The sequence below is a fragment of the Olivibacter sp. SDN3 genome (genome assembly GCF_014334135.1).
Classification (GTDB): Bacteria; Bacteroidota; Bacteroidia; order Sphingobacteriales; family Sphingobacteriaceae; genus Olivibacter.
Genome location: NZ_CP060497.1, coordinates 2,078,965 through 2,104,579, shown reverse-complemented (window position 1 = coordinate 2,104,579; position 25,615 = coordinate 2,078,965). Strand labels below are relative to the sequence as shown.

The 25,615-nt window shown below is 41.1% G+C and carries 22 protein-coding genes; 4 read left to right on the top strand and 18 right to left on the bottom strand.

All coding sequences use genetic code 11. The features are described from left to right. Positions 1-411 precede the first annotated feature (411 nt). Positions 412-1,158 carry a tyrosine-protein phosphatase gene (locus H8S90_RS08605; protein ID WP_187342146.1) on the bottom strand — a complete coding sequence of 249 codons (747 nt, stop codon included), beginning with the start codon at positions 1,156-1,158 and terminating at the stop codon, positions 412-414. 267 nt (positions 1,159-1,425) lie between these two features. On the opposite strand from H8S90_RS08605, the gene H8S90_RS08600 reads away from it, so the two are divergent. Next, positions 1,426-1,752: a hypothetical protein gene (locus H8S90_RS08600; protein ID WP_187342145.1), complete on the top strand. Its 327-nt coding sequence runs from the start codon at positions 1,426-1,428 to the stop codon at positions 1,750-1,752. Here the strand turns inward: H8S90_RS08600 and H8S90_RS08595 are convergent. Further along, positions 1,746-3,164 carry an undecaprenyl-phosphate glucose phosphotransferase gene (locus H8S90_RS08595; protein WP_187342144.1) on the bottom strand — a complete coding sequence of 473 codons (1,419 nt, stop codon included), beginning with the start codon at positions 3,162-3,164 and terminating at the stop codon, positions 1,746-1,748. The genes H8S90_RS08600 and H8S90_RS08595 overlap by 7 nt on opposite strands. 370 nt (positions 3,165-3,534) lie before the next feature. On the opposite strand from H8S90_RS08595, the gene H8S90_RS08590 reads away from it, so the two are divergent. The 3 genes from H8S90_RS08590 (at position 3,535) to H8S90_RS08580 (ending at position 6,036) form a co-directional block, all read left to right on the top strand. Then, positions 3,535-4,539 carry a sensor histidine kinase gene (locus H8S90_RS08590; RefSeq protein ID WP_187342143.1) on the top strand — a complete coding sequence of 335 codons (1,005 nt, stop codon included), beginning with the start codon at positions 3,535-3,537 and terminating at the stop codon, positions 4,537-4,539. Positions 4,540-4,542: 3 nt separating this feature from the next. After that, positions 4,543-5,244, top strand: coding sequence for a LytTR family DNA-binding domain-containing protein (locus H8S90_RS08585; RefSeq protein ID WP_187342142.1), 702 nt, complete (start codon positions 4,543-4,545; stop codon positions 5,242-5,244). Between the two features lie 147 nt (positions 5,245-5,391). Continuing rightward, positions 5,392-6,036, top strand: a complete 645-nt coding sequence (locus H8S90_RS08580; protein ID WP_187342141.1) for a CpsB/CapC family capsule biosynthesis tyrosine phosphatase — start codon at positions 5,392-5,394, stop codon at positions 6,034-6,036. 72 nt (positions 6,037-6,108) lie between these two features. Here H8S90_RS08580 and H8S90_RS08575 read toward each other — a convergent pair whose 3' ends face one another. From H8S90_RS08575 to H8S90_RS08505, 16 genes are all read right to left on the bottom strand, one after another. Further along, positions 6,109-7,194: an exopolysaccharide biosynthesis polyprenyl glycosylphosphotransferase gene (locus H8S90_RS08575; protein ID WP_255501938.1), complete on the bottom strand. Its 1,086-nt coding sequence runs from the start codon at positions 7,192-7,194 to the stop codon at positions 6,109-6,111. A 54-nt stretch (positions 7,195-7,248) separates the two neighbouring features. Then, positions 7,249-8,964, bottom strand: a complete 1,716-nt coding sequence (locus H8S90_RS08570) for a capsule assembly Wzi family protein (RefSeq protein ID WP_187342139.1) — start codon at positions 8,962-8,964, stop codon at positions 7,249-7,251. A gap of 87 nt (positions 8,965-9,051) precedes the next feature. Then, a complete protein-coding gene (locus H8S90_RS08565) occupies positions 9,052-10,767 on the bottom strand; it encodes a capsule assembly Wzi family protein (RefSeq protein WP_187342138.1) in 1,716 nt (571 codons plus the stop codon). Between the two features lie 184 nt (positions 10,768-10,951). Next, positions 10,952-11,689, bottom strand: coding sequence for a tyrosine-protein phosphatase (locus tag H8S90_RS08560; protein WP_187342137.1), 738 nt, complete (start codon positions 11,687-11,689; stop codon positions 10,952-10,954). A 180-nt stretch (positions 11,690-11,869) separates the two neighbouring features. Next, a complete protein-coding gene (locus tag H8S90_RS08555; protein WP_187342136.1) occupies positions 11,870-13,777 on the bottom strand; it encodes a nucleoside-diphosphate sugar epimerase/dehydratase in 1,908 nt (635 codons plus the stop codon). A 275-nt stretch (positions 13,778-14,052) separates the two neighbouring features. Continuing rightward, entirely contained in the window at positions 14,053-15,006 is a 954-nt protein-coding gene (locus H8S90_RS08550) for a glycosyltransferase family 4 protein (RefSeq protein WP_187342135.1), read from the bottom strand. A gap of 4 nt (positions 15,007-15,010) precedes the next feature. Beyond that, the gene (locus H8S90_RS26170; RefSeq protein ID WP_255501873.1) at positions 15,011-15,523 is read right to left on the bottom strand and encodes a hypothetical protein; all 513 of its coding nucleotides are present in this window, start codon (positions 15,521-15,523) and stop codon (positions 15,011-15,013) included. A gap of 21 nt (positions 15,524-15,544) precedes the next feature. Continuing rightward, positions 15,545-15,901 carry an NAD-dependent epimerase/dehydratase family protein gene (locus tag H8S90_RS26165; protein ID WP_255501872.1) on the bottom strand — a complete coding sequence of 119 codons (357 nt, stop codon included), beginning with the start codon at positions 15,899-15,901 and terminating at the stop codon, positions 15,545-15,547. Then, positions 15,898-17,040: a glycosyltransferase family 4 protein gene (locus H8S90_RS08540; protein WP_187342134.1), complete on the bottom strand. Its 1,143-nt coding sequence runs from the start codon at positions 17,038-17,040 to the stop codon at positions 15,898-15,900. Before H8S90_RS08540 ends, H8S90_RS26165 begins: the two co-directional genes overlap by 4 nt. Positions 17,041-17,064: 24 nt before the next feature. After that, positions 17,065-18,180: a glycosyltransferase family 4 protein gene (locus H8S90_RS08535; RefSeq protein ID WP_187342133.1), complete on the bottom strand. Its 1,116-nt coding sequence runs from the start codon at positions 18,178-18,180 to the stop codon at positions 17,065-17,067. A 174-nt stretch (positions 18,181-18,354) separates the two neighbouring features. Further along, positions 18,355-19,689, bottom strand: a complete 1,335-nt coding sequence (locus tag H8S90_RS08530) for an alginate lyase family protein (RefSeq protein ID WP_187342132.1) — start codon at positions 19,687-19,689, stop codon at positions 18,355-18,357. A gap of 58 nt (positions 19,690-19,747) precedes the next feature. Next, positions 19,748-20,962: a glycosyltransferase gene (locus H8S90_RS08525; RefSeq protein WP_187342131.1), complete on the bottom strand. Its 1,215-nt coding sequence runs from the start codon at positions 20,960-20,962 to the stop codon at positions 19,748-19,750. Positions 20,963-20,996: 34 nt separating this feature from the next. Next, positions 20,997-22,460 carry a hypothetical protein gene (locus H8S90_RS08520; protein WP_187342130.1) on the bottom strand — a complete coding sequence of 488 codons (1,464 nt, stop codon included), beginning with the start codon at positions 22,458-22,460 and terminating at the stop codon, positions 20,997-20,999. A 14-nt stretch (positions 22,461-22,474) separates the two neighbouring features. Continuing rightward, the gene (locus H8S90_RS08515) at positions 22,475-23,515 is read right to left on the bottom strand and encodes a glycosyltransferase family 2 protein (protein WP_187342129.1); all 1,041 of its coding nucleotides are present in this window, start codon (positions 23,513-23,515) and stop codon (positions 22,475-22,477) included. A gap of 41 nt (positions 23,516-23,556) precedes the next feature. Continuing rightward, the gene (locus H8S90_RS08510) at positions 23,557-24,432 is read right to left on the bottom strand and encodes a glycosyltransferase family 2 protein (RefSeq protein WP_187342128.1); all 876 of its coding nucleotides are present in this window, start codon (positions 24,430-24,432) and stop codon (positions 23,557-23,559) included. A gap of 12 nt (positions 24,433-24,444) precedes the next feature. Beyond that, complete coding sequence (locus H8S90_RS08505; protein WP_187342127.1) at positions 24,445-25,614, bottom strand: polysaccharide pyruvyl transferase family protein; 1,170 nt, start codon at positions 25,612-25,614, stop codon at positions 24,445-24,447. Position 25,615: the final 1 nt, after the last annotated feature.

Below are 25,615 nucleotides of genomic sequence, written 5' to 3'. Positions count from 1 at the left end.
TTTGCATATGATTGTTTTACCATTGACTTATATCCTTGCAATAACAGCCCTCATCAATCGAAGCTTTTGAAGCCGATTTGAGTATATGAACATACTTACCATAACCTGAACACCCTTAATACGACCATAGGTTGCTGTATGATTTGCATATGATTGTTTTACCATTGACTTTTATATCGTTGCAATAAAAGCTTTTATTAATCGAAGCTTTTGAGGCTGATTTACATGATTGTTCTTCTACGAACAGCACGAATTATATAAATCACTTACCTTTAGCAATAAAACCGTAAAATAACGGCTTTGATTGTTAAGTATAGTTTAATTTTTGCCTTTGGTAAACAAATTGTGTACCAACTGCAAAAATTTGAGTAGGAAAAGGTATATTACTTGAAAAAGGGTACTTACTGCTAACTATTGCCCGAACAGTTCTTTGTTTTTTAAGCCGAGGTGGCCTAAGTCTTTGTAGGCTTGCCCACTCTGCACGTATTTGGTGAGCTTGGCAAGATGCCGTTCATGGTGTAGATCAGTTCCTCCCAGATCATACAGCTTATTTTTGATCATATACTGAGCAGCTTTGGCGACATCTTTACCGTAATAGCCGGCGGGAGACAACAGATTTACCTGCAGCAAACAGCCCATCTCTTTTAACTTATGGTAAGCATCAGGATTGTTGAAATAAAACACATAGCGCTCTGGGTGTGCCATAATTGGCTTATAACCATGCGTTTGTATCTGAAAAATAAGTTCTTCAAGCTTTAAAGGCTCGGAGAGCCACGACATCTCGATCAATAGATGCCTATCCGGAAAGGCCTTCATCTCTTTCTGTGCCAATAAGCCCGAAAAATTTTCGCTCAACATGTACTCGGCAGCAGAATGGGTGTAAACATCAGACAAGCCTTCGTTTTGCATCTCCCGGTACAGCACCTCATGTGCGGCATTGATGGTTTGCGGTGTATTGGGATGCACCTCATCATAGATGTGAGGCGTCATGATAAATTGCTGCAAGCCTAAATCCATCAAGGCTCTAATAAACTTAACACTGGTAGCCGCATCTGGCACACCATCGTCAATACCAGGTATAAGATGGGAATGTATATCGGTGTGCAGCCAACCTAAATCGGTTGTTGGTACTGCTTTCTTTTTGAATATATTGAACATGTTAATTTCTTCGCTACCAATAGTCAAAATCAAAGGTACTGTTGCGCAATCTTTATATTATTATGTGCTATACAGTGCCATTCCTCACAATTTATGTCCCCGTTTTGTGTAAACAAATACAATTCTTTATTGATTATGTTTGGATGGTGCAAATTTAGCTAAAAAGCCCATTATATGCAATTTAGAACAATAGCATTTAATAGGCAGGTTATTGACCTCACTATAAACCATGATTTTTCACCAATGAAATATAAAACACGTTTACGTATGAAAAATAGATTTTTACTATTATTGACTTTCGCCATTCTTTTGGGCTGTACCAAAGATGACCTCTATCCGATCCCGATAGAAATTACGCTAACCAGCAATGAGGGGGCACTGGAAATTCATTATGCCCCAAACAAAATTGACACACTCCTAAACACCCAGGGCACAGCAAAACTTACGGTGATGGAAAATGATGTGGTACGCATACGCAGCATCTGCAAATGTAACGGCAAGGTACAATACAATATCAAATCACCTACATTTAGCCATCTTTCATTTCTATTGGCTTATGGCGATGAAAATATGCACCGTATCAGCAATCAATAGGCTTGTTTATCGCCTATTACCATGCGCCAAAAAGTGAGGAAAATAATCTTTAGATCGAGCAAAAACGACCAATGCTCAATATACCAGATATCATGCTGAATACGGGCCTTAAGCAAGTTTGGGTCTGCTGATTCGCCGCGCAATCCATTTACCTGCGCCCAACCGGTAATACCGGGTTTGGCCTGATGCCGCACCAAATAGTTCTTGACATAATGCGTAGACTCGATATTCATGAGGGAAGCATGCGGCCTCGGACCTACGACACTCATCTCTCCCGATAACACATTGAGAAACTGTGGAAATTCATCCAAGCTGCTCTTCCTTAAGAACTTCCCTACCTTGGTTATACGGGGATCTTCTTTTGTGGCCTGCTGAAACTTGCCCTCAGTACTGATGTTGGGTGCTTTCACATACATCGATCTGAACTTATAGCACAAAAAGGGTCTATTACGCTTACCCCAACGTTCCTGACGGTAAAAGATAGGCCCCGGAGAATTGAGCTTGATGGCAATAGCGATAATGGGAAACAACCAGGAACATATAAACACAAGTACAAAAAGGCTGAAGAATACATCAAAGGCACGCTTTGCCGCCCGATTGTACACGTCTTCCAAGGGTTCATTACGCACGCTGAGCAAAGGGAAACCGCCCAGCATACTGAAACTGTACATGCCGGAAGAACTCATATTGAACATGCTGGGGATGATACGTAAACGCACCGCATGTGAACTCAATACGGATGCTATCTCCCGCGTATTGAAATGCCCATCGGGCGATTCGGTAATAAACACTTCATCAATCTCGTTAATATCGGGCAGAGGCCTATCACCTACCATCAAGGTCCTTCCGGCATAGCCTTGCGTATCGTCGTTAGACAGCTGAAGTTCGCCATGTATAAAACGCACCAGCTCATATCCATAATACTTATTCTCACGCAGGTACTTACAAAATGCCTGACCATTCTCGCCGCCACCGATAACCAGCGCCCGCTTACGCAGATAACCATTACGGTATAGCAGAATATAAACACGTTTGAGCGTAATTTTACTCAAAGGGATCAAAAAACCCAGCAAGATACCATACGTAAACACGAAAGTGCGCGAATACTCTTTTTCCTTAATAACAAAGATAAACAGAATGGCCAACATGATCTGCCATAAAATGGTATTAAGCGTTTTGAAAAGTTCACGCATTTGATTCTCGCGGACTTTATCCTCGTATAAACGGTTAGATCGCGCGGTAAAATGCCAACCACATAACAAAAATAGGAGAAAACCGAGATCATACAGCGCTATGTGATGAAGCTGAAAATCGTCACTGATATATATCGCTGCAAAAAAAGAAACTACCAGAATAACCAAATCGGTTACCGCGTGGGTGAAATAGAAAAAACTCCGACTACTTATGTTCATGTTTTTACATATAATATTCTATTGGATCTGGGCTGAAGGCCAATTATTTTGTTCCTTTTGTTGACGTCATCGCTCACGCAAAAAGCATACCGAAAACACATATACCTCTTGAAATTGAGATTGAGCGCTATTAGAATAATAGTTCAGTTAATTGAAAAATGCTACTATCGGGAACAAAAGAAAGAAAAAACCTTAAGAAAATCAATTTATTACAAAAACTTTAATGCTTTATTAACAATTTTATCATCTAAAAGCCAGTTCATAAAAATTTCATAAATCTTTTTGTTCATTTTTTTGAACACCTATCATCTTTTGTTCACAATATAGCGTATCTTAGCGTGTGATATGCGCGTTGAACTAGCAATTCTCATTGGTCAGATATCTAAAAAGCGCTACACATGTACAAAAACCCATACAGCTGACAACGATGTATCTTTCTGTCATCTTCTTATTTCACCTGACGGCCGCTTCTCTTGCCGCATTTGATGAACCAACTGATATTGCATATACGCAGCACGAACGTACACAGGTCTTTTCGGCTATAAATGAAAACTTCGCAAGCTACCGCCGTGAGCAGCAATTGCTGCTAAAAGAACAAGATCTGCATAATATAACCCAGCAACGCCTGGTATTGATAGGTAGCCTACTACTATTGGTCACCTTAGGCATGATCAACTATAAACGTTACCGAGAGAAGAAAATGCATGCACTGGAGCTCGCCGCCAAAAACAAAAAAATTGATAGGCAGTTTGCACAACTTAAACGTACGAATGCGCAAAATGAACTACTGCTACGTGAAATTCATCACCGGGTTAAAAATAATCTACAATTGGCTGCTTCACTGCTCAACATGCAATTGCGCAGCTCTGAAAATCCGGAAGCAATCTCTGCCCTACGGGAAAGCGCCAGCCGTTTGCATTCTATGTTATTGGTACACCATGAACTTTACGATAAAGATCATTTGGGAACGGTGCGTATGGCGACCTATATTAAAAGCTTGATGGAATACCTCTTACAAAGTTACCTACGCAGCCAAGACGAAGTGATACCATCGATACGAATTGCCGAAACAATCACCTTAAAAACAGATATTGCCATTCCACTGGGCCTCATCATGACCGAACTCATTACCAACTCGCTCAAATACGCCAAACCTCCTGAAAAAGAAATAACCATACAGGTCTCCCTGTGCGCCGAAACTCCGGAGAACTATCGCCTTAACTATCGCGATAACGGGCAGGGTTTACCCGAAAACAGAGACGTAAAAGCTGGGGACACCATGGGACTCAGGCTTATACGAGACTTAACAAAACAGTTAAAAGGCGCTTTAACTTATCAACACCCAGCCGTTTTTACGATAACCTTTAAAATTTAGCATATGCAACGGAAATTACGATTAGCCATTGTTGAGGATGAAATGATTATTGCTGCAGACATGCAAGACACCCTGCAGGAACTCGGTTACGAGGTTTGTGAAGTGGCCTCTTCTTATCAGGATGCTTTATTATTGGCAAAACAGCAAAAACCTGACCTCTTTTTACTGGACATTCATTTGAAAAGTGATAAAAATGGTATTGATATTGCCCGATCGTTGCAAGAGCTAAAAATTCCCTTTGTTTTCGTTACCTCGCATGCGGATAATAGCCTCATTACCGCAGCAAAAGAAACACGCCCTTTTGGTTACCTGATCAAGCCTTTTACCAAACAGGATTTATTTGCCACCATCGAAATGGCCGTAGGCCATATCGTCTATGCTCCCCCAGCAAAAAATTTATTTGTACCTACCGGCAAAGGGAAACAACAGGTGGCATTGAAAGATATTCAATATGTGAAGGCAAACGGCAACTACGTGGAAATAAAAATGGAAAATAGACGAATTGTATTACGCAAAAATTTAAAGGAATTTGAATCAAAACTACCTCATGCGCATACGTTTTTGCGGGTACATAAGTCTTTCCTGGTAAATCAAAAGCACATTATGGCATACAATCAGCTCGAACTGGCACTAAAAGACAACACGAAGATACCTATTGGAAGAACATATTTTACAGAATTGAAAAATACACTATCAAGCATTTGATTTATTTTAATAAAAATTACTCACAAATGCATTTTATACACAAAAACAGGCGGTTTAAATACAACCGTACAAACAAACAGGCAACAACGTTAATTTTTTGGTAAATTTGTTTTTAGAAATTGATCCTTTCACCAAAAAATAGGTCATATGCTATCATTACTACACAGCAAATTAGGTTACATGCTGTCGTTACTACACAGCAAACCGGCAATACCTATCGGAAAACTATTACATACAGACATCAACATTGATCTTCTTTCGCGTACACAAAAAAAAGTACAGCAAACCAACATGAATACCAGCTTGAAAGTTTGGGGCATGCAATCCAATAGGGTTAAACTTTATCATACTTATTTGGATATGGAGCTGTTGCTGGAACATGAAAACTTAGAAACATTTGGTAAAGCGAATTACCTGTTGATACAAAGCGATCAGCATACGCTGAGCGGAGACCTGGAAGAGGTAGTGACCCTGCTCCGCGGAAAAGGTTATACACCGGTACTGGCACGAGCCGAACGCTACCCTTTCTTGCAGGATAATTATAGCAACGTGAAACGTCTGTTGGACAAAGGCTGCTTAATGGAAACGGAACTGCTATCACTATGTGGTAAACATGGTGCTGCGGCAAAACGCCTGGGTGAAAAGTTAATGAAGGAAGAGTGGGTAAGTTTTGTGGGAACAGGAGCCATTGATGACGAGGATTTGAGAGAAGTACAAAAACTGCTTACCTCAAAAAAACTGATTAACCAACTACAGGCTGCCTCTATTAAGAATCGGGAACTGCTGGTATGATGGAGTCAAAATTTTAGTCGAGGGGGTGAGGTTCTTTGTTAATTCTTTACGGCAAAGAAGGTAAAAAAACCTCTAATAAGCTTTCTTATCTCCGGTAAACATCTTTACAACGGTTAATGCAATGATTTTGAGATCAAGCAGGAAAGACCAATGTTCAATATACCAGACATCATACTTTACGCGCGCTCTCAGCTGATCTACATCACGAGACTCTCCCCTAAATCCATTAACCTGTGCCCAACCTGTAATACCGGGTTTGGCCTGATGTCTTACCAAATAGGCGTCAATGGTGTGAAGCGATTCTAGGTTCATGATAGAAGCATGTGGCCTTGGCCCTACCACACTCATATCACCGGCCAATACATTGATAAACTGCGGCAACTCATCCAAATTGGTCCTACGCAGTAAGCGTCCCACAGCGGTTACACGCTTGTCGCCCTTACTAACCTGCCGGAAATTTCCGTTCTGATCTTCCATGCAAGACGCTAAAGACATTGAACGAAATTTTAAACAGGTAAAACGGCGGTTACGCTTGCCCCAACGCTCTTGCTTGAAAAACACGGGGCCCCTGGAGTTAATTTTAACGAGAATGGCGATGAGCGGAAATAGCCATGAACAGATCAACAGCAGCACAGTTACGCTAAAAGCCACATCAAACCAGCGCTTCACGAAAAGATTGTCGGGATTTTCCAAGGGTTCGTTACGCACACTCAACAGTGGGAACTCACCCAACATGGTCATACTTTGGAAAGATTGACCAGTCATCTCCTGCTTGCCCACCACCCTTAAACGTACCGCGTATTTTCGCAGTAAGCTAATAATCTCGTGTAAGTTGTAACTGTTACGATCACTTTGGGCAACGAAAACTTCATCGATATAACCAATGGCCCCATTGCCAATAGCAATGCTGTTAATCTTTTTTGCCGCACGCCCATTAGCCTTGGCTATGACGGCTCCATTGATGTATTTGACCACATCATAACCGTATTGCTTGTGCTGCCTCAAAAAGTTCAACAAATTCTTGCCCGTTGACCCATCGCCAATAATGATCGCTCGCTTGCGGAGCTTCTTTTTCGCAAATACACTTGCTTTTGTAAGGTTTATTCTCATAAGCCGCCTCCAAAAAACGCCATAAGTGACTGTATTTCTGAGTTGAATTGGTTATTTAGAGTAAACGTTAATGTGCAAATTAGATGCCATGATTTAAATCAGCTAAAACCGGTACATTACCGCTACACGGAATTGCACATTGTTCTTATCCTGTGGGTCGATATCCCAAAAATCGGCACCGCTCCCATGCCCGCCTTCTAACTCCCACTGGTAATTAAGCGCGCGCATGTACTGTAAACTGCCCGTAAATATCAACTGCCGATAATCCCACACGCCATACAATGCTCCACCGATATCTACCCAGTTGCGACGAATATCTCTGCTGGCATCGTAATAAAAATCATTGTTGTGTACCAAACGCTCCAGCTGCAGTCCTAGCTGTTTGACACCCCTTACCCAACTGATACTGCCTGATTGCAAATTGCTGCCCGGCCCAATACCGGCGCCTAAAATCTGCCCCCGATGAGTATAACCATGACGTACGTTTTCATCAACATACCATGACGGGCTACGTCGTACTTGGCTGGTACGTGAACGCTCCAGCTGTGTAAATTCTAAGTTAAACTGCAACAAATCTTCATGCTCTGCGCTTTTTAAAGGTACTAACTTAGTAAAACCGATCACATAGGCCCTAGAATGTTCCAACTGCACCACCCGGTCGCGACTGTTCCAAGGTGGATCGGTACGTCCGTACTCCGCATAGATCTCAGCTTTTCCCTTCGGAAATACCCATCGTCCAAAAAAAGAACCATACTGATCGCGCATTTTTTCAGCTTCCCCATTAACCGGCCGATCGGGGTCACCCTGGTTTTTCCAAGCCGAGCCCGACCCTAGCAAAGGCAGGAGGTTATTCAGGGAATTACCGCCATCATTATGATAACGCACAAAACTCCGTGTAAGTCCTAAAGATAATCCGGGCAACCATTTGGGCTGATATGACAAGACGATACCCGAAAGGTAACGCCAATCGTCACGTTTAGGGTTATAGTATTCATCGTAGTGGTTTGGATTGCCCAAAGGGGTAGGAGTAAATCCGGATCCCTTCAATTGACCGGCAATGAGTTGTCCCTCAAATGAACCAATACCGGTACGTACCGGACGGGTGGTATTCACCGTTGCATGTAGAAAACCAGGTGCGGTGTTACTCATGAGCAGGGAATTACGCCGGCCAGGGCCCCACCAGATATTTTCGGTAGAGAGCCCTACAGATACGGGATCAAAATTCAAACGCACGGCACTTTGACCTAAAAAAGCTCTTGTATAAGCACCATCACCAAATTGCTCAGGCATATCAATGTTATTGCCCTGATTATACCACGCTTCCCAGGAAAGGTCTGTTTTTCCATCAAAGCCCATGTAAGCACGGTTCTGTGCCGCCACAAACTCTGGCCGAAACTGCACGCTGATAAACTTATAGGAGGCGTATAGACCTGCACTGAATAGCGTTTGAAAGCCTCGCGTAGGTACCATCGGACCATCGTTCCAACCATAGGGATAGGCACTGGTATATTGTCCCTCCAATACTACAGGCATTAACTGCAATACACCTTGACCGTTAAAAATAGGCTGCGTGCTCCGATCGCTATAGGCAAGCGAATCATCCGTCTGATAGATGCGCTGCCTCATCAACACATTACTGCTTAATGGCCGGATAGCAAAAGAAACGGTAGAATCTACCCTGCCCAATAATTGTTCGCGACGGTACCATTCTTCATAGGCAGGCAAACCCACAGGTAATACCTGCGCACGGAGCTGGTATACCACGGAAAAGGATAACGCAGCTACCAATAAACATATGTTGTAACGAATTGCATTCATATAATGTATGTTTCTTCTGTAAATAAATTAATCCATCGGCCAAAAGGAGCTTATTCAGTTTTAAATACGATCGCTTCTTCTTTCCTGTTAAAATCGATAACTAGCCCCAAGCTGAAACTGTACGTTACCCTTATCTTGCGCTCTATAGTTCCAGTACAACATCGGATCATTATTCTCTTCTATGGCATATTGGTAGTTAAAGGCTTTCATAAAATGAAGCTTGCTACTGAAGATAAAGTTCTTATAATCCCACACGCCATGCAGTGCTATACTGAGATCTACCCAATTTCGCCGCGGATCCCGGAACGTTTCAACATAGGCGGCACCATAAGATTGGTAAAAAAAATCATTGTTATGCACCAATCGCTCAAACTCCACCCCTAGTTGCTTAATCCCCCGTATCCAACTGACATCCAAGGACTGCACATTATTGCCAGGGCCTACGCCGGCACCTAAAATCTGTCCCTGGTGTGTGTAACCGTTGCGTACAAGGGAATGCGTGTACCAAGTAAGACTTTCACGTAACGTCGCCGTTTTGGGTGCCTCCAGCTGCGTAAACTCCATCCCCACTTGTAGCAGATCTCCTTCTGGCTTGTGCAAATCCACCAATTTACGAAAACCAATCATGTAAGCCCGTGAATGTTCCAATTGTACCAATAGATCTCGAAAATCCCAGGAAGCATCATTACGTCCATACTCCCCGTACACTTCAAGCTGAGCGTCAGGGATGACCCAGCGACCGAAAATTGAGAAATATTCATCATCTCGCCGTTGATTAGCTGCCACCTCTCCAGTTTCTGGATCCAGTGAAGAGGATTTGCTAAGACCATTAAACAAAGGAAAATAGCCTCGAAAACCATCTGCCATATTGTTTCTATTAATGATAACGCTTCGGTTCAGACCGAGACTCAAACCGGGTAACCATTTGGGTTGATAACTGAGTACCACGCCTTGAAAATAACGGCGATCAATACCGTCTTTAGGTCGATAGAGGTTGGTATAATCCTCTTCCAAGCGCAAGGTAGGATCAATGCCAGACGACCGAGTGTATCCCGTAACAAACTGCCCTTCAATAGAACCAATGGGTGTTCGGATCGGTTTTGTGGTATTTAGGGTGATATGCGGAAAACCGGGAGCAGTATTACTCATGAGCAGGGCGTTGCGACGTCCCGGGCCCCACCAAATATTCTCCGTAGACACACCGATACTGATGGGATGAAAGTTTAAGCGTACACTACTCTGTCCTAAAAATGCTTTGCTATAGGAGCCTTCGCCAAAATAAGGAGGCATATCAATACGATTGAGAATTTGAGCATACCGTATTCGCGTACCTCCATCATCCGATCGGAAACCTAAATAATCACTGTTCTGGGCATAAACCACCTCCGGCCGCAGCTGCACACTCAGAAACTTGTAGGAGGCATAAATACCGGCACTGAACATCGTCTGATAACCGGTCGTGGGCACCATTGGACCGTCATTCCACCCGTAAGGATAACTACTGGTAACCTGATTTTGCCACGTTACAGGTAATAGCTGCACACGCCCTCTACCTTCCTCCTCCCAGAGGATGCTGTTACTAGTAGCCTGCTGAGCGGTAGGATCAAAAATATTGTGCTGCTGAAGAACTTCTTGACTTAGTGGTCTTACATTGAAAGAAAGGGTAGAGTCTAAACGACCCAATAACTGCTCCCTTCGATAGTAATCTTCTAGACCGGTTGTACCAACGGGCAAGGTTTGTCCAGAAAGATGGACGATGTTGCCGAAAATTACTAGGACTAAGACAGTAAATTTCTGGACCATATATTAATTTGGATATGTATACGTGAACTTTCGTGTAAAACTATGTATTAAATTGAGTACTTAAAAGCTCTATCCACAAAGTTTGGTCCAATTCTTTACAATTTTGGCAATTTTTATTAAAAAACCGTGTTATCAACTTAAACTTCGCTAAGCAAACCTCCTAAGCCTATGCGGCCTTTGCTCCTTAACGAACATTCTGATTTTTAAATGGCGTATTTTCAAGAAGCTTGATTACTTTACGATCTAAAGAAAAGTGATTGAAAAATTTGAGGTGTTTCTCATGATGGATGTCTGTACCGATAAAATCTACCAAACCCGCTTCCAAAAGCTGTATGGCAGTATGTTTTTCATGTTTGCCATAATAGCCGAGCAACGATAGGGCGTTGATCTGCAAAAGTGCGCCCCTATCTTTCATACGTTCTGCCCGGTGGATATTATGAAACACGTAATGATAACGCTCGGGGTGCGCCACAACTGGCTGATAGTTTAAGGTCTGTAGGTCAAACAAAATGGAACTGAAATTGGAAGGCTCTGCCATAAACATCGTCTCAACCAGCACGTAGTCCTCCCCTATCTTCAAAAGCGGTTCCTGATGTATTTTTTCTTCAAATGCTTCATCGAGCATATATTCCGCGGCATAAGCTATTTCTATATCCATATTGGCATTTGCCAAAGCTTCTTTTAAGCGGGAAGCCGAAGCTTCAATGGTTTGCGGGGTGTTGGGATAATGATCGCTCATAATATGTGGTGTAGCGATAAAACGTTGAAACCCTAATGCTATCAAGCCTCGAATTAATTGCAGGGATGCATCTTCATCTTGTGCACCATCGTCTATACCGGGTAGGATATGGGAATGCATATCTGTTTGAAGCAACTCAGCAATTGGAAAAACTACGGGGGTTGATTTAAAGATGGATAGCATAGTCTTAGATTATGATATGGTTACGAAAATTCCCTTCAACGGAAACCAACGTGTACTGAGATTCCCGCAAAATGCTTTCAACAAATAAAAATGTTTACTATACCGTAAACTTATAAAAATATGACTGGTTGACTGCTAAGCAAGTATACAATAAATATTGAATATTAAAAACAACAGTTTTTAAATCATTTCGCTTTCTGCGTCTAAGGCTTCGTATGGAGAATTTTTACTCACAAACTCTGGAACGATGGTTTTCATCTGTTTCACTACCGCCACATTATCGCCTTCGCTTCCGAACGCCAGCAGCTTATCGATAGCCACCGTGGCATCAACATAATCATGGTTGATGACCTGTGCAATACTTATTTTCTCGTGGTGAGTAGGTAACGTAAGCTCTTCGGAGTTCAAGAGCTCCTCGTATAGTTTTTCTCCCGGGCGCAATCCGGTATACACGATATCGATCATGCCCGGTTGTATACCCGCCAATTTAATCATCTTACGGGCAAGGTTCACAATCTTTACAGGTTTACCCATATCAAATACGAAGATCTCACCGCCATTACCCATGGTACCGGCCTCCAACACCAACTGCACAGCTTCTGGAATGGTCATGAAGTAACGGGTAATCTCTGGATGGGTTACGGTAATAGGCCCTCCCTTTTCAATCTGTGACCTGAATCGAGGGATGACGGAACCATTGGAGCCCAGCACATTACCGAAACGGGTAGTAATGAAACGGGTTTTCTTATTAAAAGGCGCGTTGTTAAGGCTTTGCGTATAGATTTCGGCGATGCGTTTAGTTGTACCCATCACATTGGTAGGGTTCACGGCCTTATCTGTGGAGATCATCACGAAACGTTCGGCACCATATTTCACGGCCAGATCGGCCACAATACGTGTACCTTTAACGTTGGTGCTGATGGCTTCACAGGGGTTATTCTCCATCAAAGGCACATGCTTATACGCGGCAGCATGGTACACCACCTGCGGACGGAGTTGACGGAACAGCCTTTCCATACGGATGGGGTTACGCACATCAGAAATAACAATTTCACAATGTATTTCAGGATACGTCTCTTCTACCTCTAACTGCATCTCGTGCAATGGCGACTCTGCATTATCGCATAAAATCAATACCTTCGGGCGGTAGCTCAGCACTTGCCTTACAATTTCGGAACCGATAGATCCGGCAGCGCCCGTTACCAATACCCTTTTATTGAACAAATCTGCCTTAACGCGGGCATTATCAATCTCGATAGGCTTGCGCTGCAACAGATCTTCAATACGTAAATTTTTGATCTGCGACTCGCCGATGGTACCTGAGAGCCACTTATCTGGCGTGGGCGCTGTTACTACTTGAATATCTAGGCGTAAACAGCGATCGATCACCACTTGTTTATCGCGCTCGCCCAGGCGATCGTTCATTAACAGTAGCTTATCGATATTACGCGTGGCCTTTAGGCGTGGTAGATCTTTAAAGTGATAGACTTTCTTCTGCTCTACCAAACTGTTGAGCTTAGACCGATCGGTATCAATAAAACCTACAATAACAAATTTTGAAGTGGCGCTCCGCTCCAAAGCCTGCTTCACCAGTACGGCACGATCATCCGAACCGTAGATTAATACATGCGTTTTATCTTTCTTGGAAAGTTTATCGTGAAAATACTGGTAAGTGCTCTTTGCTGCGATACGTAAAAAGATAAGCAACGATGAGCCTACAAAGAAATTTACCAGCAGGACCTCGCGTACTTTGAGGCTATAAAAATTAAAATAGGGTTCCACAATACCTTTGATCACCACAGAGTAGAGTAAAGTAGCTGTTAAGATCGCAGAGAATATACGCAACATATCGCGCATATTGGAATAACGGATTAAACCTGTGTGTACTTTAAATAGAAAGAAAACAGGTATACAGAGTACCACATATAAATTGGTGTAAACAAAAAAGTGTCCACGCAATATATGTGGAAACTCGAAATTTTCCGAAATAAAGTATGCTAATACAAAAGACCAACTGGCAAGTACTAAATCAATAAGAAAGATTATCCAACGAGGAAGTACCCTATTATCCAACAAAATTTTTCTCATTAGCTTAGTTTTTCTTAATATGCCAGCAATCCTTGCTTTTAAAACAACACTGATCGCTCCCCAATGTATTAAGGATGAAACAGTGTCGACGGCCAATTAGTTTTCAAAAATAGGTAAAAAAAATCATATCTTATCCAACAGCAAATGATTAAGGCTTAATTTACGTCTATGTATGTGTAATTATAACGAAAAAATTTCACAGGTGCTACAGCATATACTTTATTTTTTGTGCTGTTATGCAAGAAAACCAGTATAAGCCGCATTTTACACTAGGTTTATAAAAGTTTCTTTTCAATATTATTTTTAATATATAAATAAATAAAACTCATTAACAACAAGATTATTACAGATGAAATAATTTGTACAGTTATACCATAATTAGTGATATAAACAACCATCAGACCTATAGACAGCTGTAATAAACCATAGCTTGCAGCGACCACAAGTTTATTAATACCTGCCTCATTGGCCAAATATTGGTATAAATGGGATCTATGCGCCTCAAATATGTTTTCCTTTTTCCGAATTCGCTGTAGGATAGTCCACCCGGTATCGACACCATAAACGGTTAAAAAGAGTAAATAAACAAAGTTTCCACTGGTTTTTATAAGCATCGCCAGCATGAATACCAACAAAAAGGCCATACTAACGCTTCCCACATCGCCAGCAAAACATTTAGCCCGTTGCCGGTAATTGAAAAATGCAAACACCGCATTAGCAATGCCCGTACAATAGAGTAAACGCTCATCTATGAAAGCTAACTCCCTGTTAACCAACCACAATAACCATAGTACGGCGAAGCTGTAAATGGTGGTAATTCCATTGATCCCATCCATGAAGTTATAGGCATTGACGATGCCAATGGTTACGACCAATGCAAGAGGTATAACCCATAGCGGAAGGGAGAACAGGCCTACTTCGAAAAAAAGCAAAAAAACCGCTATCAGATGAATAATTATACGGAGTTTATTTGATAACGTATACATATCGTCGAGAAAACTAATCAAGGCCATTAGTGTAAGTCCGCAAAAAAAATAAGGATACTGAAAGCCCGACCAGATAAAGTAGATCAAAGCTCCAAAATAAAAAAGAATACCACCTCCTCTGATCGTAATGGCGGTATGTGAGCTGCGATGGTTGGGCTTGTCAATAATATTATAACGATGAGCGACACGGAAATAAACAAGTATAGCGAACAATAGCAGCGCAAAAATAGCGAGATATATCATATAATTAATTTTCGAAACTTTCGATCGTTTTGAGCAAGCCATCCTTAGCAGCTGTCGGCAAGGTTGTTATACCCAGCGCTGCTTTTATTTTCGCATTATCTACCACATAGCTTTCTGTTAATTTCTGTAACCGCTCCCTATTTAACGGTAAGCTCAACAGGTCTCCGACTTTAGCCAAAAGGTTAACTAAAGCCACAGGTGTTCTCCAAATATGCGGTTTACGATGACTGGCCATACCTATTATTTTAATAACCTCTGTAGTGGATAAAGGAGAGTCATCTGCCAAATTATATATTCCACCGGCTACCGAAGGATCGGTCAGGATTGTTTTTATTACAAATAGCAAGTTATCAATGGATAGGAAAGATCGCTGGTTCTCAAAGGCTCCCAAAGGATAAGGCACACCTTTTTTTACCACCTTATACAACAGGTTGAGATTTCCTTTGTTCCCCGGCCCATGGATCATGCAAGGCCGGAAAATAAACAAACGTTTCCCTTCAGGCAAGGCTTGTTTCAACAGATAGGTTTCTGCCGCCAACTAAGGGGTAATGGGCGATGGAACCACGTCTTCCTCCAGCACTCCATGAACAGTATCTGCCACTGCCTTTACACTGCTGAAATAAATAAAATCACGCACATCACTGATCAAAAACCGATCAAACAGCGCTTTAGTAAGTTCTGTGTTGACCTTAAAATAGACTTCTGCATCGCTGGCATTTTTAAGGTCGTGCGCCTTGCCGGCCAAATGAATTAGCGCAGAAGCCTTAGGCAACTGCGGTGGTAATACATCACGCAGGTTCAGATTGCTCACCGAAACCACTTGATCATCGTTGAAATAAGTAATCAAGTTTTTACCCACAAAGCCTGTATAACCGGTTAATAGCGTATGTATCATCTCTTTATTAATTGCCTATATAGTTTGAATTGACCATCCCAAATAACTTCTGAAGCAAACGAATCTCTAGCCCGCCGCGCGCCGTATGCACCGTGCTGAATGGCAAGTGAAGGATTTTCAATGTAAATGTTAAGCGCCTTGGCCAAAGCCTCTGGATCTCTCGGTTTAACGATAATACCTGATTTCATATGCTCGGTGGTATCTCGGCCGCCCGGAATATCGGAGACGATAACCGGCCTTTGCATACTGGAAGCTTCCAAAGCAACATTGCCAAAACCTTCACGATAGGAATATAAAACCAACAGATCATAGGCGGCATATACTGACGTAACATCTTGTGTCTTACCTAAAAAAAGTACATCACGATCGTCCTTCATCACCGTCATCAATTGCTCATCGAGCGGATCATCATTTTCAACTGGACCTGTCAATATTAACTTGATGTTCTCGTGTTTTGACCGACAAATTCTGAACGCTTCATATACCTCCTCGATTCCCTTATCTTTTGTAATACGACCTACATAACCGATAACGAAAGTGTTAACCACTCCTAGGCGCTCGCGTAACGCAATACCTGATTGTTGATTTTCATCATTAAGCGCATATTTCGTCACATCAACACCGTTACTGCTCCCTTTACCTAGCACAATCGCTTTGCTCTCATTTAAAATTTTTCGCTGAACGGCGTGTGTTTTTAACGAAGGACTGATAACAATTACCCTATCTGCTAAATAGCAGGACAACCACTCAGTGAAAGTAACCACTCTTTTTTTCAAGCCTGAAAGGGTGTCTGACCGTAATCCCCTTAATGTAAAAATCATAGGGATAGCAGGGAAAATTAGCTTGGCTAGCATAAAGAGAAATCCGGTCTTCGGATTTCCTGCATTAATAATGGATGGCTTTTCTTTTCGCAAAAACTTGATAACCGCCACAAGACTTTTACTATCGCTAGCTAATGAAATTTCTCTACTGAAGGGTATCTCCACCAGCCTCGCACCTTCTTCATCAGCTACGGCCGACACTTCCGGCCCCGGCGCCGACACGATAACAACCTCACAGCCCCTGTTTTTTAAGTATCTGGCCTGCCCCCTGATAAAATTAGCGCAAAACGAATGAGATATGGCAATAACAATTTTCATAAATATTTTCAGTACAAAGCAAAACTATAAGCGGTCGATCACCTCGAGATAGTTTTTAATAATGTCTTCCCATGCAAATAGCTTAGCTGCCGCTTGGCTGCGCTCAGACAGCTGTGACGATCGTGCAATGACCAAATCTAACCGCTCCTTAAGCTCATGCACATCGTCCTCCGAACAGGAATAGCCAACTTCACCGCTGGGGAAGAAACCATCTATACCTTGATTTTTTGTATAAATGATAGGGAGGCCCTGCGAAAGCGCCTCTATATATACAACCCCAAAGGTTTCTGCATGCGAAAGCAAGACAAAAATATCATTATTTAAGTATATTTGGCGCAACTCTTCTTTAGACGACAGTTCTCCGAGGTAAACAACCTTGTTATTGTTTTGTAAACCCTTATTAAATGCCTCAAAATTAAACGAATCGGTGTTTTTTCCTACAACCTGAAGCACATATTGCTTATCGTTATAACTCGTAATAAAAGACAATAGTATCGCTAGATTTTTCCTTGGAATAATCTGTCCGACAAACAATAAATTTATAACCTCTTTGGACTTCAAAGGAGCCCTGGCTATGTTTGGTGGGTGATCGAGCCAATAACCATCCAAACCGTTCGGAAGCATAAATAACTTATTACCGGAAATATTGGGATAAAAGGTGGTCAATGTGTTTTTTATCGATGGAGAAATGCAGAATACTGCACCGGCCCGCTTCAAAATTTTACGACCAATCCATACAAATAGTTTGCTCTTAGGTAAAAACAACCTTACATCGGTATCCCGTACGGAAATTACCAATTTTTTCTTTAATAGTATAGACAATAGGTAAGCACCAAAACCGTCGCTGAATAACGTATGGGCATGAATATACTCGTAATCTTTTAATAGCTTTTTTTTGAAGGCCAGGTAAATGATTTTTATCGCCTTAGTAAAAAAAATTTTGCTGTCAAGCTGATCAAAAACGTAATCAATAGCAATGCCGTGTGTTTCGGCACCTTTGAAATGTTTGTAGACGGGGATTAAGAACTGATCGTCTTTTATCGCCTTTATTCTTTTGTAAAAGTTATAGTGTATATTATTGGAAAGAAAATAACTATTGATATGAAGTGCGCGTAAACTTCCTCTACTGTCTTTACTCATGTGACTTACTTATATGACTTTTGGCTTGCCCACTCAAAGAGCTATGCTTTCCAAAAAGCAAAGTTCTCTATAAAAATCCGAAAATGGAGATTTACAGATGATTTTGTTAAAATTAAATCATCTGTAAATCTCCATTTTTTGGGCAATATACTTACAGGTGAGATCTTGTTAAAACTAGAAATTAACTTCTGTAAGAAAGCTGAGTGCATTACTGTTGGTAATGGTTGTCTTGGCAGTAGCGCTAGCAGTATTGTTTTCAGAAGATTTGCCTGAGATCAACTTAAGCACTCCTTGTTTTGCGTTAGCTACACTTGTTTTGGCATTAGCAACGTTTCTCCGTACACTAAGTTCAGCACCGCCGGTTGCGCGATGTAGTTCGGCCCTTTTTCTGTTTGCTTCAAATGTGGCCCGCATATCAACTCCCTCTTTTTTACCGTAAGTCCACTGTGCTTTACCTTCCGAGTAAGGTAACATCCAGCTATAAGCCTTTTCTAAACTCTTCCCTTTGTAGCTGTATCCCCATAAATCAAAATCTACCAAACGCGCGAGCTGCAACAGCTTCATCCATTGATTTAGATTGGAGTTAGAATACATCCAGGCATCTTTCCGCTTCAACTCATGCGGCTGCTTTCCATCACTCTCAAATTGATCATCAAACAATTTGGGCAACATCTGATCAAAATACTTACGACCAATCTGGGGTTGATCGGTATATACCGAAAAACATACAACCTGTGCGAGATACGCAGTACCGATATTGTTCGTAATATTTTGTGTGCTTTTCCCAATATTACTGGTTAACATCCAGTTGAGATAGTCTTTGAACCATGCTTTCAGTTGGTTATTATTGGATGCGGTCCATGCCTGAGATCCCGATAAGAGCTGAACACCATCCAGTAAGTCTACAAGGTCGCGTGTATCAACCATTCCAACTGAACGGCCTTCATTGACACCCCGAACGCCTTGCCCGAATTGCAAATTAGGGTTCATTTTAGTTTTGTCATTTAAAAACCACCTCGTTAAAAACTCAGTAGCTTTTTTTGCATACTGCTCATCTTTGGTATAGTAATATAAAGTACCTAGGGCTCTTACATCCTTACTCATCTGTATGAGATCTGATCGATCTTTTATTTTTGATGCCTCGGGGTTCCACTGACCATCTTTGTGAATATAAGGTAAGCCGTCTTTCTTCTTTGGATCTGGCCAATAATACCCGGCTAAACTGACAAAATCATGTTTATCGCCACTAGGTGGAACATATGACTTTTCAACAACTGAACGCGGTTGACGTTTCATAATAGTATTTCCCTGGGCTTTTAATAACTCGATCGCCTGTTTTACACTGGCATTATTGCCTTTCTGTAAAAATTCCAAATTGGATTCGAGAACTTCGGGGTTGGATATATAGGTCTGTAACTGTTGACCGTCGACAGTTGTTGTGCAACACATGAGGAAGACGGCCATGCTTATACATTGTATTGCTTTAATCGTTCTTTTAAGTAACATCATAATTACAATTTTAATTTATAACATATTTATAGAATATCTTCTGCCAGCGCTAATGATGCTAAAGTTCTAAAAATCTTTGGGCAAGTGTAGTGAAATTAGCCTCGGCATTAAATTTATCTTCCCACGTTAGAAAGGCCTGACGTCTTTTTGAGAGATAAACCGCACCATTGTCTCTCAATAGTAATGCTTTAATCCTTTCGACTCCATCATCCAAGGCCAATAGAAACCCGTTGTCTTTATTAACCAACTCTCGAGTGGCACCGGCATCAGTGGCTATGACAGGTATACCAAACGACATCGCCTCCATTATGCTTACTGGAACACCCTCGTGTTTACTTACATTGACAAACCAGGTAACATTATGTTTTTTATAAAAATCAAGTATTTGCTTTTGCTCGGCCCATCCGTGTAAAAAAACTTTAATATTATCTGGTAAATCTTCAATTATACATTTAACTTTAACAAATTCCGTTCCATCGCCAAAATGATGCCATTCTATCTGCCTATCTTTCACTGCCAGAACGGTCTCCGCAAGCAAATCTACTCGTTTGATGGGATCTATTCTACTACAGGATACAACGCGGAGCATATTGTTTTCTACAGATAATACATCGGGTGGAGATGATATATTTCTCTCTACACCTAAATAGTTAACCATTACTTTGCTTTCATCAATCTTATAATCTTTTTCTAGCATGGAGGCGATATTTTCCGAAATCGGGAGCAACAGATCAGCCGCATCATAAATCTGTTGACGCAATGGCAAATATCCACCATATTCACTAACATAAAAATCACCCCGATGCATCCGCACCGCCTTTTTGTAGTTGCTTGCAAATTTTGTAATAAAAAGAGGTGCTTCGGCCCAATATGAATACCATATGGCTGCGTTGCCAAACTGCTGCAATATAGGCTTTGCCCGCTGGTAGAAAATACGGAACATAATTAAAGACCATCCCCAGATAAGAACATGTTTAGAAGAACGGTACACCTTTTTTTGGAAAAACTCCCTGATATAAAAGGAAAAAGGACTTAGATTAAATATTCCTTTAAAAATACGCGTGACCTTACCTTGTGGAACCAGCGGTGGCCAAACCTCTGCGTTTTTCGGTATAGCACGCCTAATACCTGTTTTATACGGATTGTATTTTGGAAGAATGATAACTTTATCAAAATGATTGGCTAAATAACCTAACTCGGTTTCAAAGTAAGTCTCTCTGTTTCCGTAAGGATACGAATTGGTAAAACAAACAATTATCCTTTCTGACTTCATTTAATGATCCTATCTTTTTTTAAAAAATTAGTGCCTACCGCATAACGGTTAGTAACAGGTAAGCGGCGAAGACACCTATATATCCCCAAGTGGTTCGTTTCTTTAGAAATTTCACTTTCCCCTCTGGCAAATTATAATAAAAAACAGCCGCAGTTAGGAAAATGACAGGATACACTGCCATTAAGCGCCTGAACTCATAGGAAGTGGCTCCCGCAGCCACGATATAGAGTAAAGCAATAGCCAAACAGTATTTTAAATGCTGCGGAATAATTGTACGATAGCTTTTTTTATAGAAACCATACAAAACAAACACCCATACATATATCCAAAAAATTTCTGCAATACATAACGGAAATAACAAATATTGGTAGGTATCGATATAGTTGACGTACATGCCCCGATAAACTGGAAAGGGATAAATCTGGCTTAACGTAATCATAAGAATGGGCCTCGCAAATACAGGTGCCCGCAAAATGACGGCAGTTAACCCGGTCGCTTCTTCAAGTTTTCCTTCGTGATAATTCTGATAGGTAGACAATTCATCGGAAGTATCGCCAGTAACTGCGGTAAAATTAAAGGTAACAACCAACGCTACCGTTAATATCAAGGTAGTGACAAATAGGAATTTGGCGATCTTGGGTTGCTTATTCCGAATATGTAAATAAATATAAAGCGCTATAAAACAAAGGAAGAAAAGGCCATTGTGCGATCGGATATGCCAAGCGAAAACCCCTAATAGAATTAATACGAGCAGGTTGACAGGTTTCCACTTATTAAATAAAATATAAAAACCCATCGTATAAATAAAAACCATGTAAATATCGCGCATAAACACACCGGAAAACACCATCACATGCGAGAGAAGCCCAAAAGCAATAGTTGCGTTCCAAGCCTGTTTACGGGTAAGATATTTTAGTGATAAATTATATACCAACACTATGACCATTGTAGACAGGAATACAATCTGTAATTTTTGAATCAACAGGCTGTTTGGCTCGTCAAAAAGGTTGGTGGTAATCATAGCAATTACCCATATAATGGCGCCAAAACCTTTCCAATCACCTACGTAGAACCCCTCCATCCAATGGTACATGTTTTTAGATGATCCTATTTTCGAAAGATAATCGATGCGTGAGAAAAATTTAACACTATCTGGATTATAAAAAATATCAACATGCGGATCTTTAACATAGACATAATTGGTTACTACCATGTATATGAGGTAAACCGTAAAAAAAAGAAAAAACAGTCGAAAAGATTGTAGCTGATGCTTTTTGTCAAATGAAAAAAAGATGATCATCACTCCTAAGCTTATCCAAAAAGCCGAAAAACAGAAAAAAGCAAAACTATACTCGATATAGGTAATTGTTAGACAAATAGCTAACAATATCATCAGCATGGCCCTGAATGATACGCCGGAAACCTTAGCTTTATCTGCATTGACCAACGGTACATTATCTGTTTGACCGGAATAACTATAATCGAGTGAGTTTCTCATGCTTCTCTATAGAATTAAAGGGTACTCTTGTACAAGCGGATCAGTACACCCGGTATTTTCAACTGATAGCTCACTTCAGTGCGCAATAGCCTGAGTAAGCGCCGAAATAAACCGAATTTACCATCTACAAGTATTTTCACATTACTGCGGGCATAAAAGGCTTCCATTTTGTTTTTCACTATTACTTTCAAAGCGATTGAATAATTATCTCTCAAATACCGATAAGCTAATTTTTCTACCTCCAGCAGATACCCTTGCATGGCCCGTTTAGCAAATGACTGCTGCTCAATGATAGGTACAAAGTAATCAATAAATTGACAAAAAGCCTGAAATTGCTTCTCAAAAAAAGCATGCTCGTCCCAAACCGTACGTTCATCATCTTTTCGATGTAAAATGTCATGATCGGTAACATCCATGAGGTATTTCAATTGAGCATCTGCCTGCAATAAGATACGCGTATGCAACTCCGGGTCCTGTAAACGCTGAAAATCTTCGTTAAAGCCTCCCCTTTCTTGAAGAAATGCTTGCTTCCAGATTGGGCCTGAGGTATGCCATGGCAAATCAAAAGTTAAGAATTTCCTCAAAAAGTATTCTCGTTTGTTATTGGCTTGCTGATAACGGGTGACTTCTTTACTTGATGGCTTTAATTTGGCGTAAGGACGGGCATCGGCTCCTTTACAATAGGCAACATTGAACACATAAAGTGCATAACTTGGCATTTTTTCCACGGCTACCGCGCGTTGACTTAGACAATGTGGTAATAACAGATCATCCGCATCTAAGAAAAGTACATAATCTCCCTTAGCTTGTTCCAAACCTATATTACGACACACATTGGCTCCGCTTTTAGCCGAATGATAATCTTCCCGCCGTAGGACTTGTATATTGCCAGGATGTGCTGTTTGATAAGACCGGGCAATTGCTAAAGATTCATCGGTAGAACCATCGTCTACCAACAACAACTCCCAATCTGGGTACGATTGGGCAAGCACACTTTCAATAGTTCGTGCGATGTATTTTTCTTTATTATATAACGGACAAATAACTGTAATCATGATGATGCTGGTAACCTAACCCTTTGCCATATTAACATAAATTACCCCTGATTGCGAACTATTATTTTAATGTACCTATATAACGACCGGACGGCATACTTAAAATTACCCTCTCTCACAAAGCGACGAATATATTTGAAAAAAAAATCTTTAAAATATATAGTAACGGATCTGTCGCGCACTTGCGACAAGACAAAATTTTCATAATTAAATACATTGGCCACAAACTCAAATTTTGATTTATCGGCCGAGCGGTTAACGTTCTCACTCAATTGATCGTGATGCATTCTCCGCAAGATAAAGGCCTCGTCAACAATACGATATCTTTTATCTCGCAAAACAACCCTAAAAAAAAACTCTTTCTCCTGATGACGCTTTAGACCTTGGTTGAAGAGCTCCATTGGATGGAGAAAATCTCGTCGGAACAACGGACCCGGTGTAAAAAACTTTGTCTTAAAAGTTAAATAATCGACGTATATATTGTCGGTATCCAAATGTTGATCATAAAAAGAGCGTTCATCAATCCGATCATCGTAAAAGTAGGCCGTCCGGCAGATGACATAATTATAGTCTTCATATCGTTGCAACTGCTCAACTTTAGCCGAGAGCATTTCAGGATGCATCAGATCATCGCTATCGAACCATTGTACAAATTCTCCCGAAGTTTTGCTAAAGCCATAATTTCTGCAACTATTGCCCCCTTTAGGTAAATGATCGGGCCTTGATACAACATTTATCCGCTTATCTTTCAGCGCAAAGCTACGTAAAAGTGCCAAACTCGAATCCGTAGATCCATCGTCCACACATAGACATTCCCAGTGCTGATAACGTTGTGCCAAAATAGATTGAAGGGTATCTTGTATATATACTTCGCTGTTATATACCGGAATGATAATAGATACCTGGCCCTTATTCATAAGTAAAACAATTTAAGAATCAACGACTTTAAATACCTGTTCCCACATCTCTACACTTTTCTCTTTCTCGATACTTGCTTTTTCTCGGAGTTTCGCCCGAATGGAAGCGTGTTTGTCTTCGTCCAGCAACAAGTCTATTTTTTGTTCCAGATCTTGATAGGGAGGTTTTACGAGTGCTTCGCTATAAGCATAGTCTGCTAAGAGCATCTCATACTTATGGCTCCAGCTGGTGGCTAAACTTGGAACTCCTTGTGACAATGCACTTACCAAGCCATGAAACCTCGACGTGACAACACCATGAACTGCGCCAATAATCCCTTTAAGTTTCAAGGGATTTTCCTCCCAAATAATGGCTAGAGGTTGGGCTAAGGTACTGTTGACTTTCAACGCAATATCTTCATCTTTTTTACCTTCATGCATGAGGAAAAAAGGCGTATAACCCCGTTTTTGGATGCCTGTTACGATCTCTTTTAATAAATGAAGATAGGCCGCAGCGTTTTCTCCACCATTAAGCATTTTAAAGTTAGGTATGACAGCTACCTGGTATTTGTTTTGATCAAAACTTATCGGTTTCTCTCCAAGGGACAAGTTGGTGAAATCCGGGCGTAAATATGTAAGACCATCCGCACCAGATAGCGCTTTTAGATGTTCATATGATAGCTTATCGCGGGCAAATACGAGATCGACATTGTGGATAATTTTATTCACCTCTTTTACCACATCATGCTTACCGAAAGGACCAAAAGCTTGTGGCAGTAGAATGATTTTTTTCCCTGCTAACTTCCATTTTTCAATGTCATCCGAAAGCCTCTTCTTCGCAAAGGTTGCTCCCCATTGATCACCAAAAGCAAAACCGGAAGCGTCTAACACCACATGAATATCTTTTTCAGGCAACAAGTGGGCGCGCATTTTGGAGAACCGTAGAAAAAGAGCAGCAAATAGTGCTGCAGGAATTTTATACCTCCTGCCAGAAGGCTTCACATATAATCCATAGCTTCTGATTTTTTGATATTGTGTTTCTATAAACTGCCTATCTTTTCCGATATTGAGTTCCATTGCCATTTTAGCATTAGGGTACCGCTTCCTGATTTGTTGAATGACGGCATTCAACATCAACTCTGCGCCCTTATTTACAAAGCTTACCCCTCTTATCTCAATATTTATTTCTCTATTGCTGATCATA